Annotated in this window: 13 protein-coding genes; 7 read left to right on the plus strand and 6 right to left on the minus strand. The window is 65.1% G+C overall.

The genetic code is table 11. From position 1 onward, the window contains the following. Positions 1–36: 36 nt before the first annotated feature. From BM357_RS03525 to BM357_RS03540, 4 genes are all read right to left on the minus strand, one after another. Complete coding sequence (locus tag BM357_RS03525; RefSeq protein ID WP_281245555.1) at positions 37–588, minus strand: dihydrofolate reductase; 552 nt, start codon at positions 586–588, stop codon at positions 37–39. Continuing rightward, complete coding sequence (locus BM357_RS03530) at positions 585–1379, minus strand: thymidylate synthase (protein ID WP_074949662.1); 795 nt, start codon at positions 1377–1379, stop codon at positions 585–587. The genes BM357_RS03525 and BM357_RS03530 overlap by 4 nt, the downstream gene beginning before the upstream one ends. Before the next feature lie 121 nt (positions 1380–1500). Then, entirely contained in the window at positions 1501–2436 is a 936-nt protein-coding gene (locus BM357_RS03535) for an alpha/beta hydrolase (RefSeq protein WP_074949664.1), read from the minus strand. 344 nt (positions 2437–2780) lie between these two features. Further along, the gene (locus BM357_RS03540) at positions 2781–3614 is read right to left on the minus strand and encodes an exonuclease domain-containing protein (RefSeq protein ID WP_074949666.1); all 834 of its coding nucleotides are present in this window, start codon (positions 3612–3614) and stop codon (positions 2781–2783) included. A 563-nt stretch (positions 3615–4177) separates the two neighbouring features. Between BM357_RS03540 and BM357_RS03545 the strand changes: the two genes are divergently transcribed. After that, a complete protein-coding gene (locus tag BM357_RS03545; RefSeq protein WP_074949668.1) occupies positions 4178–5443 on the plus strand; it encodes a Gfo/Idh/MocA family protein in 1266 nt (421 codons plus the stop codon). A gap of 125 nt (positions 5444–5568) precedes the next feature. Here BM357_RS03545 and BM357_RS03550 read toward each other — a convergent pair whose 3' ends face one another. Continuing rightward, the gene (locus BM357_RS03550) at positions 5569–6003 is read right to left on the minus strand and encodes a PTS sugar transporter subunit IIA (RefSeq protein ID WP_074949762.1); all 435 of its coding nucleotides are present in this window, start codon (positions 6001–6003) and stop codon (positions 5569–5571) included. A 201-nt stretch (positions 6004–6204) separates the two neighbouring features. Here BM357_RS03550 and BM357_RS03555 point away from each other — a divergent pair, with 201 nt between their 5' ends. Genes BM357_RS03555 through BM357_RS03565 form a run of 3 tightly spaced genes read left to right on the plus strand, consistent with a single transcriptional unit; the run spans position 6205 to position 9532 of the window. Beyond that, positions 6205–7035 (plus strand): DeoR/GlpR family DNA-binding transcription regulator, encoded by an 831-nt coding sequence (locus tag BM357_RS03555; RefSeq protein WP_083430140.1) that lies wholly within the window; start codon positions 6205–6207, stop codon positions 7033–7035. Then, positions 7032–8084, plus strand: a complete 1053-nt coding sequence (gene pfkB / locus BM357_RS03560; RefSeq protein WP_083430141.1) for a 1-phosphofructokinase — start codon at positions 7032–7034, stop codon at positions 8082–8084. Before BM357_RS03555 ends, pfkB begins: the two co-directional genes overlap by 4 nt. Next, positions 8081–9532 (plus strand): PTS fructose transporter subunit IIC, encoded by a 1452-nt coding sequence (locus BM357_RS03565; RefSeq protein ID WP_074949672.1) that lies wholly within the window; start codon positions 8081–8083, stop codon positions 9530–9532. Before pfkB ends, BM357_RS03565 begins: the two co-directional genes overlap by 4 nt. Positions 9533–9632: 100 nt before the next feature. On the opposite strand, the gene BM357_RS03570 is transcribed toward BM357_RS03565, so the two are convergent. Next, positions 9633–10874 (minus strand): aminopeptidase, encoded by a 1242-nt coding sequence (locus BM357_RS03570; RefSeq protein WP_074949674.1) that lies wholly within the window; start codon positions 10872–10874, stop codon positions 9633–9635. A gap of 1592 nt (positions 10875–12466) precedes the next feature. On the opposite strand from BM357_RS03570, the gene BM357_RS03580 reads away from it, so the two are divergent. The 3 genes from BM357_RS03580 to BM357_RS03590 form a co-directional block, all read left to right on the plus strand. Beyond that, the gene (locus BM357_RS03580) at positions 12467–12769 is read left to right on the plus strand and encodes an AbrB/MazE/SpoVT family DNA-binding domain-containing protein (protein ID WP_245783816.1); all 303 of its coding nucleotides are present in this window, start codon (positions 12467–12469) and stop codon (positions 12767–12769) included. After that, positions 12762–13097, plus strand: a complete 336-nt coding sequence (locus tag BM357_RS03585) for a PIN domain-containing protein (RefSeq protein ID WP_074949678.1) — start codon at positions 12762–12764, stop codon at positions 13095–13097. The genes BM357_RS03580 and BM357_RS03585 overlap by 8 nt, the downstream gene beginning before the upstream one ends. An 8-nt stretch (positions 13098–13105) precedes the next feature. Continuing rightward, a partial coding sequence (locus tag BM357_RS03590) for a transposase (protein ID WP_425426509.1) occupies positions 13106–13267 on the plus strand: 162 nt, incomplete at its 3' end.

Consider the following 13267-nt stretch of genomic DNA (forward strand, 5'->3'; position numbering starts at 1 on the left):
CCTGCGGGAATCTGTCCACCTTCAGTATAGTGGACGTCATACCGGCGGCGTAGAGCCAAGGGATGGAAAGGCGCCGTCGATCCGCTCGTACACCAAAAACCGGTGCGGGTACGGATTGCGTTCGTCCACCACGCCCTCGCGGGCATCGATCAACCGGAACGCCGACCGGTCCCACTCCGGGAAGAAGGTGTCGCCGTCGACGTCGAGATCGATCTCGGTGATATACAGCCGCTTCGCCCTCGGCAAGAACAGGCGGAACACCTGCTCGCCGCCGATGATGAACACCTCCTCGGCCGGCGCAGCCGCGTCCAACGCCAGCGTCCGCTCCAGCGCCTCCAGGGAGCGCACCACCTCGACGCCGTCGGGGGAAAACGCGGGATCGCGCGAGAGCACCACGTTCCGGCGGTCCGGCAGCGGCCGCCCGATGGACGCGTACGTCCGGCGGCCCATGACCACCGTGTGGCCCAGCGTGAGGCGCTTGAAGTGGCGCAGATCGGCCGGCAGGTGCCAGGGCAAGCGGCCGTCCTTGCCCATCACCCGGCCTCGCGCATATGCCACCAGCAGGCTGCATCCGGGCGCGCCCGTCACACCGCCACCTCCGCCCGGATGGGCGGGTGCGCCTGGTATCCGATGATCTCGATGTCGTCGTAGTCAAAGTCGAAGATGGAGCGCACCGCCGGGTTCAGGCGCAACCGCGGCAACGGGTAGGGTTCCCGGCTGAGCAACAGCTTCACCTGTTCCAGGTGGTTGAGGTACAGGTGCGCGTCGCCCAGGGTGTGGATGAACTCGCCGACCTCCAGCCCCGTGACATGCGCCACCATGTGGGTCAGCAGGGCGTAGCTGGCGATGTTGAACGGCACCCCGAGGAACGTGTCGGCGCTGCGCTGGTACAGCTGGCACGACAGGCGCCCGTTTGCTACGTAGAACTGGAACAGCACGTGGCACGGGGGCAAGGCCATCTCGTCCAGCTCCGGCGGGTTCCAGGCGCTGACCACCAGACGCCGCGAGTTGGGATTGCGCTGGATCTCGTCAATCACCCAGCGGATCTGATCCACCGTCTTCCCGTTCGCCCCGGCGAAGGCACGCCACTGTTTGCCGTAGATGGGACCGAGATCGCCGTCTTCCCGGGCCCACTCGTCCCATATCGTCACCCCGTGTTCCTGCAGATAGCGGACGTTGGTGTCGCCGCGCAAGAACCACAGGAGTTCATAAATGATGGATTTCACGTGCAGCTTCTTGGTCGTGAGGAGCGGGAATCCCTCGCGCAGGTCAAAGCGCATGTGGTGCCCGAACACGCTCAGGGTCCCGACGCCGGTCCGGTCGTCCTTGCGCACGCCCTCGCTCAAGATCCGCCTGCACAAATCGTGATACTGGCGCATCCTCATACCTCCCTCTCGGCCGACGGGGTGGCGACGACGCGCCGCCCGCTCGTCCACCATGGTACCACAGGACAGCAGTACCACGGTGGTGTCACCGGATGGTCCTGGGGTCGCTCGCCCCCTACACCCGCTCCCGCATCCAGGCGATGGCCCGCTCCATCACGTGCCGCTTCTTCTCCCCGTGAAAGAGGCGGTGCCCCACACCGGTAAAGGACTCGTACCGCTTGTCCCGCACCGGGAGGCCGTCGAAGAATTGGCGGATAGCGAGCGGGTCCACCAGCGGATCGTCCTCGCCGCACAGAAGAAGCGCAGGCAGGCGAAAGTCGAGGGCCCTCTCCAGTGCCTGTGCCCCGTTTTGCAACAGTTCCACCAGCCAGCGGGCGGTGTATTCCATGGTGCACAGCCGATCCCGCCGCTCCCCGGCACCCGGCACACAGTGCCCGAGGTCGGGCAGCCAGCGCGCCAGGCGGGGCCAGGCATCCAGTCGAATCCCGAACCCGGGCGCGAACCGGGCCATCACGCCGGCGAGGTGCCGGATCGCACGCGGGATGCGGACCCGGAGGCGCAGCGCCGGCGCGGACAGCACCGCACCCTGCACACGGTCCGGATACTCCTGGGCGTAGCGGATGGCGACGGTCCCGCCCAGGCTGTGGCCCACCAGATACACCGGCAGCCCCTCGTGGACCTGGCGAACCCAGGCGACGACACCATCGAGATCGCAGAGGTATTGGCGGAAGGAGTCGACGTGCCCGCGGCGGCCGGAGGAGAGGCCGAAGCCGCGCAGATCAATGGCATAGACGCCCAGACCGGCGGCCGCGCACGCGCGCGCGAACTCGACGAACTGGCCCGAGTGCTGCCCGGCCCCGTGGATGATGATGAGGATCAACCGCTGCACGGGCGGCAGCAGGAAGCGGAAGAAGATGTCGGCATCCCCCACACGCAGCCGGCCACCCTGGCTCCAGCACCGCGGCGGCCGGAAAGACAGGGGACGGGCCCGTTGTTCCACGCCTGTCTCCGATGTCATCCGCTCCTGGTTGACGTCCATGGCGAAAGCCATTGCCTCCCTCTCCGCGCGCTCATCGCTGGGACGGCGCAAAAATGCCGTCCATACGATTCCCCGGCGGCTGCCCCGGCATGCGCGTGGAGAGCGGTGGGGCGGCGAAGACGTGGAAGCGTGATGGGGCGGCGGGAGGGCGCGGGGCGGCGAGGCATGATGCAGCGAAGGCACGGTGGTCCGGCGGGAGGAGCGGTGGGGTGGAAAGTCCGATGGGGCGGCAGGAGAGATGGCGGAGGGGCCTTCTGGGGCTTCGAAAGAAAAAGTGTGTGTCGCGTCCTCATCCGTGGACACACGGCAGCAGAGCGCGACGGTCATGTGCATGCTTTTACGTCAACTGGAATCCGTCACCGTTTCTTTGAAGCTTTCCTGGCGATGAGAATGACAAAGACAATCAATAATACGGTCGTGTACGGAAACGAAACGAGGCATGCGATCAATGCAGCAGCCAGTACGCCAAAAATCGCATAGGGAAGCCATTTGCGTCTTGGCTGGTACAATGGATTCGTGTCCGGTGGCCGATCCGCCGATGGTTGCTCCAACGGCTCCAGCGAAGCGGCCGGTTCAGCAGATGCACGCTTTGAACCAATGAACAATACTTCCTGTTCACGTGGACGCGGCAGAGCTCGATGATTCACGATCTCAAGAAAGTATCTTGTGCCATCCCCAGCATCTTGATTCAGGAGTTCAATCGCATATTTGACATCGGAGTCGGCCCGGTGAGCCTTGTCCACTTTGATCCCATGTGCCTCAAGCAGCTTCTGCAGTGCCTTCGTTTTAAATCCCTTCGCTGCCCAATTCACGTGCCTCATCGAACATTTCCATTTCTTTTCAGATGCCCACGGAAAGTCATAGATTAGGAAACCGCGATCGAAGGTCGCGTTGTGCGCGACAAGAAATTCCGCCGGCTCGATGATGGAGTGGATGCGCGCATGATCAAATCTCTGCCCGGCCACATCCTCGTTCGTTATTCCGTGAATGCGGGTGGCTTCCCGCGGGATATCCCCACTGGGTTCCTGGAATCCGGTGTACGAATCCACAATCTCCAGAATCTCTCCAGTATCCCGCTTGAAACGAAAAAGGGCCACCGAGAGCTGGATGATCTCGTCCACCCCAGCTCGGAGTCCCGTTGTTTCGATATCGATAAAAGCCGCCAGACCTTCCGGTGGTTTTTTCGCCATGTGTCCATCCCATTCCGCATGCATGATGTGCCGAGATCAGTATATCGTGACGAGCGCCTCTGGTTCTGCGAGTCGCGCCAGTTCCTCGACCATGACACCCTTAAGAACGCCACTACACCAGGGTGCGTCATCTTGAGGTTACTATATTTGGGCAACCAAATCCCGTTGTTAAGGTAACATTCGACGACAGAGTCCAATGGGATTGGTTGGTAGCGGTCGGGGTACTGTAATATCGTCGGGCCCCAGTGGGGGTTTGGACAAACCAGTCTCTCCCGAGCCAGTCAGTCCGTACAAACCGGCCGCCTTCCAATCTGCCCATCCGCGTCCCCGGCAGCCCATCCCCTTATAATAAGGGCGTAACCAATCCGCACAGACGGGCGCCAAGCGGGGTACCCCTGCGCGGCCCGTGTCCGGGTCCTCCCGCACAGCCCGTGCTCCCGGGTGATGCGGCCCAGCTCGGCCTAGCTCGGCCACCCCGAAGCAAACCCGGTTGCCCCCAGGGCCGCCGTTCATCCCCGCCCCACTTGAGCCCGCCTGTGGGCGTAGGAGGTGTCCCGATATCCATGCAAGCCAACGAAGCGGTGCGGCAGCCCGCACAGTCCAACCACACCGCGCCCCTGCGCATCGGCATCGCCGGCGCCGGCGCCTTCGCCGTGTTCCTCGCCGAGAGCCTCGCGCCCCTGCCCGCGTGCCGGCTCGTGGCCGTGGCCGGACGGACCCCCGCCAAGCGGCAGGCGGTGTTGAACGCCTGGCGATCCCGCCGGCCCCCCACCCTGATGCCCACCGATCCGGAGCCCACCATGTTCGACGACGCCCGCGATCTCGCGGTCGCCGAGGGGGTGGACGCCGTACTGATTGCCACGCCGCCCCACCTGCACGCGCCGCTGGCCGAAGCGGCCATCGCCGCAGGCAAGCATGTCCTGCTCGAAAAGCCCGGCGCCCTGCGGGCCGCCGACCTGCAGCGGGCCGCCGACATGGCCCGCGAACGCCAGCGGGCGCTGCTCGTCAACCTGGTCATGCCGCACAGTCCCATCGTGCAGGCCGTTCAGGCCCTGATGACCGCCGGCGCCTTGGGCCCTGCCGACATGGCCGTGCTGCACAACCAGGTCCATCAGGTGCAGGACGGCCACTGGTTCTGGGATGCCCGGCAAAGCGGCGGCATCCTGGTGGAACACGGCGTCCACTTCTTCGAGGTGGGCCGGCGCTGGTTCGGCCAGCCCGTCGCGTGGCACGCAGGGGCCGCCGCAACCGATGCAGCCGTCGCGGCTCAGGTCTCCCAAGCCGACGCTTCTGTCCCGGCTCGGGTGTGGGCGACCGTGATCCACGAAGGCGGCGGAGCCCAAGTGCCTGTCCACTACTACCACGGCTTCGTCCGGCCCCAGGAGGTCCCGGAGGACACCGCGTGGCAGATCCTGTGCCGTTATGGCCGCGTGAACGTGTACGGGTGGGTGCCGACGCGGCTCGAGATTGAGGGGACCGTGCCGGCAACGCTGGCCCCCGCCGTGGAGCAGATCCTCGACGCCCTGCCGCTCGAGCCCTCCATCGAGGCCATGTCCGGCTTCCACAACGCCGTCCAAGCGCTGACGCAGGCCGGCGCCGCTGGCCATCCCGCGCCGTCCCCGGACTCCCGCGTCCCTGTGCGGCGTGTCGTGGAACTGCGGGATCGACAGGGTTGGTACACCGCCCTTGTGCAGGCGCGCTTTCTCGATCTCCTCCAAGCCGCCCGCCAACCGGGCTTCCGCGGCCTCGTCACCGCCGAGGACGCCATCGCCGACCTGGCCCTCGCCGAGGCGTGCACGAAGGCGTGCGCGATCCCGCTCTCGCCCTGACCCCGCCCCGGCGCCCGCATCACCCGCCCCGGGGCCCAACTCCCCGGTCATCCCCCGGCCCCAAATGCCCCAAATTCACGAAAGGCGGCGCACCGCCCGGGCACGCCGCCTCCATTTCACCGCGCTTACGCCAGCTCCCGCTGCACAAATTCCGCCAGCGCCGCCTCGTCCTGAATCGACTTCACCTGCGCCACGAAATCCTCGTGCATCAGCTTGCGCGCGAGCTTCGCCAGAATCTGCAGGTGCTCCGCGTGGCTTTCCTCCGGCACCAGGATGAGGAACAGCACCGATACCGGCGCCCCGTCCATCGCCTTCCAGTCGATCGGCCGCGCCAACCGCCCATACAGCAGCGCCGGCTCGCGCACCCCACTCGACTTGCCGTGCGGAATGGCGATCCCGTTGCCGAACCCGGTCGTCCCCTCCTCCTCCCGGTGCAACACCGCCGCCACCACCGCATCCACGTCCGCCACCTTGCCCAGCCGTTGCGCCTGCTCGACCAGGTACTGCACCGCTTCCCGCTGCGATTCCGCCGGCACCTCGAAAAACACCTGCTCACGCATCAGCACGCCGATCCCTCCCCGAATCCTCTTCCCGTCCGAACCGCGCCCGGACTGCCGGCCCGCGGAATGCCGGGAATGGACATTCTGTTGAATTGACACCCCGTATGGTACACTCTAAAATGAGCACAATCAAGCACAAACGAGCACAAAAACGCGCACTCACGACCTCGAAAACGCATCCAATGCACCGCGTCCAAGGAGGTGGCTCCCGTGTTCGCCGACGAGCGCAAGGCGCGCATCCTCGAATCCCTAAACGCCCAGGGGCGCGCGACCGTGGCCGATCTGGCTCGCCGATTGGGCGTGTCCGCGTCGACCATCCGGCGTGACCTCCAAGATCTCGAGACCCTCGGCCTCCTGCGGCGTGCCCACGGCGGCGCCGTTGCGGCCCACGTGGCCGCCTTCGAGCCGTCAGTTCAGGAAAAGAATGTTCAACACCCTGCTGAAAAATTCGCCATCGGGCAAGCCGCGGCGCGGTTGGTGAATCCGGGGGACACCGTCCTGATGGACGCCGGGACCACCACGTTGCAGGTCGCGCGGCACCTGTCCGCGCCCGTCACCGTGATCACCAACAGCGTCGACGTGGCGCGAGAGATGAGCGATCGTCCGGGCGTGCACCTGATGCTCGTCGGCGGCGAGCTGCGCCCCGCCACCGGCGCCCTCGTCGGCCCTTGGGCGGAGGCTGCGCTCGCGCGCGTCCATGTGGACATCCTGTTCTTAGGAGCCAACGGGATAGATCCTGCACGCGGCATCACCACCCCCCATCCCCTGGAGGCGGCGGTCAAGGCGGCGATGGTGCGATCCGCCCGCCGGATCATCCTGGTGGCCGATCACAGCAAATCCGGCCAGGTCTCCCTGATGCAGGTGTGCACCCTGGGCGAGGTGGACACGTGGGTCACGGACCAGGCGCCCCCGCTTGACATCGCGGCGGCCTGCCAATCGCTCGGCGTGGAGGTCCTCGTCGCGCCGCCCGCGCCGCTGCCGGCCGATGGGGAAGATCGCGGAGAGAGACAGACAGGAGAGATGCATGCATGACACACCCAGATGTACCGACGGGCGGCGTGACCCCCGCGGCACGCGTGAACGCGGGCCCCGCGCAGGCCCCCGCCGAACGCGGGCACGAGACCCCTGGGGAGACATCCGGACCCCCCCGTGTTGTGACCGTGACCGTCAACCCGGCGGTGGACCTGTTCCTCGAGGTCCATCGCCTCACGCCGGGCACCCTGCACCGCGTACCCACCCCGCGATTGGACGCGGGCGGCAAGGGCATCAACGTCGCCAAGGCGCTGCGCGCGTTCGGCGTGCCGGTCGCGGCCACCGGCTTCCTCGGGGGATCGCGCGGGGCCTGGATCCGGGAGGTGTTGGCGGGGATCGGCGTGATCGACGAATTCGTCTCGATCCCGTCGGAGACCCGCCTCAACGTCAAAGTCGTGGACTCGGCAGGCCAGCTGACGGAGCTCAACACCCCTGCCCCGCCGTTGCCCGAAGCCGCGCGGCAGGCGCTCGCGGACCGAATCCATCAGATCTCCTTCCCGGGCACCTGGGTGGCGTTCTGCGGCAACCTGCCTGCCGCCTTCCCGGCCGGGTGGTACCGGGAGCAGGTGGCGCGGGCGCGACGGCGCGGCGTGCGCACGGTGCTCGACGCGAGCGGTGAAGCCCTGCGCGAGGGCGTTGCCGCCGGGCCGGACCTGGTGAAGCCGAACCGGGACGAGCTGGAGCAGTTGGCGGGCCACCCTGTGCGGTCGCGCGAGGACGCTCTGGCGGCGGCCCGCCGGCTGCACGAGGCGGGGGTGGGCACCGTGATTGCCTCCCTCGGCGGCGACGGGCTGGTGGCGGTGAGCGCGGCGGGTGCCGTACAGATCCGCGTGCCGCGCGTGCCGGTCGTCTCGGCGGTCGGCGCGGGCGACACGGTGGTGGCGGCGTATCTGGCGGCGCAGCTCCGGGGTCTGCGCTTTGTCGAAGCGGTGCGGTTCGCGGCCGCGGCCGGGACGGCGGCCGTGATGCAGAGCGGATCGGGCCGGCCCAAGATGGCGGACATCGAGGCGCTGATGGACAAGCTGGAGATACAGGAGGGCATCGCATGAAGCGGATTGTGGCAGTGACGGCCTGCCCGACGGGGATCGCGCACACGTACATGGCGCAGGAAGCCCTGCAGCAGGCGGCCAAACAGATGGGCTTTGACATCAAGGTGGAGACGCAGGGCGCAGCGGGCGTGGAGAACCGGCTGACGGACGAAGACATCGCCGCGGCGGACGCGGTCATCATCGCCGCCGACAAGAAGGTGGACCTGGACCGGTTCGCGGGCAAACGGCTGTTGGAGACGTCGGTCTCCAGCGCCATCAAGGACGCGAAGGGGCTGATTGAGGCCTCGTTGGCGCAGCCGGTGTTCGGCGCAGGCGGCGCGGGATCGAACGCGGCGCAGTTCGCGGGCCAGGCGAGCGCGGACTACTTGGCGCGGGTGCAGCAGGGAAAGGCGGAGAAGAAGGCGCAGATGCCGGCGGTGTACCGGCACCTGATGAACGGCGTGTCTCACATGCTGCCGCTGGTCGTCGCGGGCGGGATTTTCATCGCGTTGTCCTTCGCGATCGACATCGAAAATAAAGCGCCGCTGGCGCAGGCGTTCATGAACATCGGCGGCGGCTCGGCATTCGCGTTGTTTGTGCCGATCCTGTCGGCGTACATCGCCATGTCCATCGCCGATCGGCCGGGGCTCGCGCCGGGCCTGGTGGGCGGCTGGATCGGCACGCAGGGCGCGATGTACGGCCACCAGGGGGCCAGCGCGGGGTACCTGGGCGGCATCCTCGCCGGCTTTCTCGCGGGCTACGTGACGAAGTGGCTGCGCGACGCCATCCGCCTGCCCCGCACCCTGGAAGGCATCAAGCCGGTGCTGCTCCTGCCGGTGTTGTCCGTCGGCATTGTCGGCCTGCTGATGATCTACGTGATCGGCCGGCCGGTGGCCTGGCTGATGCAGGCGATGACCAACGGATTGGCGCACATGGGCGCCACGGGTTCCGCCGGCCTCGGCCTCTTGCTCGGCGCGATGATGGCGTTCGACATGGGCGGCCCGGTCAACAAGGTGGCGTACTTCTTCGCGGCCGGCCTGGTCGCGACGCACACGCCGGTGGCGGAGACCATCATGGCCGCAGTGATGGGCGCGGGCATGACGCCGCCGCTGGGTCTCGCCTTGGCGACGTTCCTCAACGGCCGCAAGTTCTACCGTGAGGAGCGCGACGCGGGCAAGGCGGCGCTCATCCTGGGGCTGTGCTTCATCACCGAGGGGGCCATCCCGTTTGCCTCCAACGACCCGCTCCGGGTCATCCCGTCCATCATCGCCGGCTCTGCGGTGACCGGGGCCCTGACCATGCTGTTTCACTCGACTCTGCCGGCTCCGCACGGCGGCGTGTTCGTCTTCCCGCTGATGGGCAACCTGGGCCTGTACTGTGTGGCCATCGTGATCGGCACTGTGATCACCGCACTGCTCACGCTCGCCTTGAAGCGCCGCGTGGACAACGTGGAGGGTCAGGAGGCCTGAGGCAACTCGATGGACAGGGCGGGCCATGGGCCCGCCCTTCCTTTTTATAAGGCGGCCCCCACGGCCCGCCCTTGTGCGCTACAGCCTGCTGCTTCCCACGTCACACCGTTTCCGCCCACAGCCCCCGGCGGAGGATCGGCACCGTGCGGCCGTCGCGCGTCGTCGCCTCCACATCCAATTGATCCGAGCCAATCATGAAATCCACGTGCACCAGACTGTCGTTGAGGCCGTACGCCTCCCAGTCGCTCTGGGCCAACGACTGGCCGCCCTCCACCAGCGGATACGCCTTCCCGATGGCCAGGTGGCAAGACGCGTTCTCGTCGAACAGCGTGTTGTAGAACAGCACACCCCGCCGCGCAATCGGCGAATCCGCCGGCACCAGGGCCACCTCGCCCAGGTAATGGCTCCCCTCGTCCGATTCGATCACGCTCCGCAACGCATCCCCGCCCACCTTCGCGTGGTACTCGACGATGCGCCCGTTCTCGAAGCGAAGCTGAATGCCGTCGATGAGGGAGCCCGCGTGATTCAACGGCATCGTGCTCGACACCACGCCGTTGACGCCCGTCTTCAGCGGCGCTGCGTACACCTCTTCCGTCGGGATGTTGGCGACGAACTCCACCCCCTGCGGCGTGCGGCTCCCCGCGGCTTTCCAGTAGTGGCCCGGATGGAACTCAATCGTCAGGTCCGTCCCCGGCCCCTTGTAGTGCAGCGACCGGATGCCGAGCCCGTTGATCCAATCGGCCCGCCGCCGCAGGTCCGCCAGGTGCTTCTGCCAGTCGGCCACCGGATCTTCCCCGTCCGCCCTCGCGCAGGCCAGGATGGCCTGCCACAAGGCCGGCACCCGCTCCGCCTCCGGCAGGTTCGGAAACACCTTGTCCGCCCACGCCTGCGTCGGCGCCGACACCAGGGTCCAACTGTATTCGTCGTTCGTCCGCCGATCGTTGAACGGCTTGAAGATACTCGTCAGCGTGCGGTCGAATTGGGTGACGCGCGCGTGATCGATCCCGCTGTACAATTCCGGATCCGACGCCGGGATGGCAATGAAGGCCGCCCCTTCGGCCGCCAGGCGCTCCACCCACGCCGCGCGGCTGCGGGCGCGCGCTTCCCAGGTCGCCACGTCCCCGCGGCGGACCGTCTCCCGGATCCACGCCTCGTCGCCCCAGTCCACCTCCACAAAGCGAGCCCCTGCCTCGTAGGCCACCTCCGTCAGCAGGCGGGCGAACTCGGCATGCTCGGGGTACACCTGCCGCTTCCCGTAGCCAATCACCAGGTGTTGGCCCCGCTGCAGGTTCACCCCCACCTTCACCGCCAACTCCGCGTATTTTCTCAGTTGCTCTCGCACCGCACGTCACTCCTCTTTTCGGCACCAGGAAGTACCAAGATGCGTATACAGTCGCGTCTTCTTATCGTAGCCGAAACGGAGCCGGAAAGCGAGTTCCCGCGATCACTCAGCTAAAATCTTACCGAGAGGAGGTCGGCACACTCACAACGAAATCTTACCGAAGGGATCGCGGTGCGGATGTCCATGGAGAGTCGCCGAGAGTACCTGAATGCAATGCGGGTCCGGTATCTGAAGGCCGCTTCGAGACAGGAAAAATCCCGAATATTGGATGAGCTGGAGGCAACACTTGGATACGCTCGCAAGTATGCGATTGCCGTGATGAAGCCTAAGCCAGACCACGACAGGCCCCGTACAAAGCGCAAGCGTCCTCTTCGGTACCTGGATGCAATGCCGGTTGTACAGGTCGTTTGGGAAGCGCTGGACTATCCTTGTGCGGAACGCTTGCACCCCGTCCTATTGGCCACTGCCGAGCAGCTGGCTAGACACGGGGAGATCCAACTCACACCGGAACTACGCCGTCAACTGCAGGCGATCAGCCGTGCGACGTTGGCCCGCCGTATCGCCAAGTGGAGCAAACCCGGCGCCAAGCATGTTCCATCTGGGAAACGTCCCTCGAGGCCGCTCTGCGGCGCATCTTGGCTGCATGGCCCTACGATGTGTGGGGCATACACTCCGACAACGGCTCGGAGTTTATCAACAACCACCTGACGCGCTTTGCCAAGGCACGCGACCTGTCATTCACGAGGAGCCGCCCATATCACAAGAACGACAACGCCCATGTGGAGCAGAAAAACCGTTTCCTGATGCGGGAAATCGTCGGTTACGAACGTTACGACACGCCTGAGCACGTGTCCTGGCTAAACACCGTCTACGCTTGGCTCGATGTATACGCCAACGCCTGCCTGCCTATGCGTAAGGTCGTCCGCAAGACGCGGGAAGGCGCCCGGGTACATAAGCGGTACGACATCGCCAGAACACCGCTGCAGAGGGCCTTGGAGTCAGGTGTCATCACTGAGGACAGGCAACAGCCATGGGCGGACTGGGCGTCGTCACTGAACCCCTTACAGCTCCGCAGGCAACTCGTGACCCTTCTGGCCCAGGGGCCAGAAGGGGCGAACGTAACGCCCGTTCCAGTCCCCACACCTGTGTGGACAACAGACCAAACGAGACATAGCCAGGCACACTGACAGAAGGGCGCTTAGGGCCTGTGGATTCGATGGACAACTCTACGAGTTGCCCACAGCTCCACAGGCCCTGCAAAGGGGGAAGCCGCTTCGCTCCTCCCCCTTTGGCCTTCGGCCATTCACCCCCTCCCACCCCATCCACGTACACGAATGGGGGGATAGGGTTAGATTTATAAATGCGTTAGCCATCTGCCTTCGGTAAGATTTTTAAATGAGTTGACACGGTTCCGTCCCCACCGTGCGGCCGGGCGATGGCGCCGTATTCCATGACCGCGCCAGCGTGTATGACGGACTCTGTTACGAGTTGTGTCCAGCACACGGATCATGGACATGTAATAAAGGTAAGACAAATCAATGATTGTAAAGAAATGTGGATTTCGATTTACTTTCACGAGGAGGTTCATTACGATGGACATACAGAGCAGAGGGGTGATGCACGTGACGGCGGTGGCAAAAATCTCCCAGAAAGGACAGGTCGTGATCCCTGCTGAGATCCGTCGAGTCCTGAACGTACACGAAGGAGACCGGCTGGTTTTCCAGGTGAATCCCGACGGGAGGGTTGAGATAACGGGACTTCCGTCCATGCGCCCGGAGTCCGTCATCGGCATTTTGCCGTACTCCGGCGAGATGCCTGACCTTCAAGAGTTGAAACGTAAGGCGCGCCAGAGGAGAGCTGAAAAGGTCTTGCAAGCGGGGCGGGAAGATGAATGACCATAAATGGATTGACACCAACATCATTGTACGCGCAGTGACCGGGCATCCACCGCATATGGCTGCGTCATTGCCGCCCATTCTGAACCAAGCCGCCAACGGACAGGTGAATTTGATAGTCCCCTCCGTGGTCGTGGCGGAGTGCGTGTATGTTCTCGAGGGTCTCGGTTACTCAAGGGGCCAGGTCGCGTTTGGCTTGCGGGCATTTTTCGGTCTGGAGGGCGTGACCCTGGAAGAGCAAGCTGTCATCCTGACCAAAACTCGGCCGCCGCAAGCCCCGGGCTTCAGCTCTGGGGATAAGGCGGCCAAAGCTTTTGTTCTTGATTAGATACCTTCATGTTGTATAATATTCTCATGGAGTACAAATCCAATCGAAACGTTGTGTATTCATGCAAATACCACGTTGTCTGGTGCCCAAAGTATCGTCGAAAGGTTCTGGTGGGCGGTGTGGATGAACGGCTCAAGGAAATCCTCCAGGCCGTAGCGGAAGAACGCCAT

This window comes from Paenalicyclobacillus macrosporangiidus (assembly GCF_900116805.1).
Lineage (GTDB): Bacteria > Bacillota > Bacilli > Alicyclobacillales > Alicyclobacillaceae > Alicyclobacillus_H > Alicyclobacillus_H macrosporangiidus.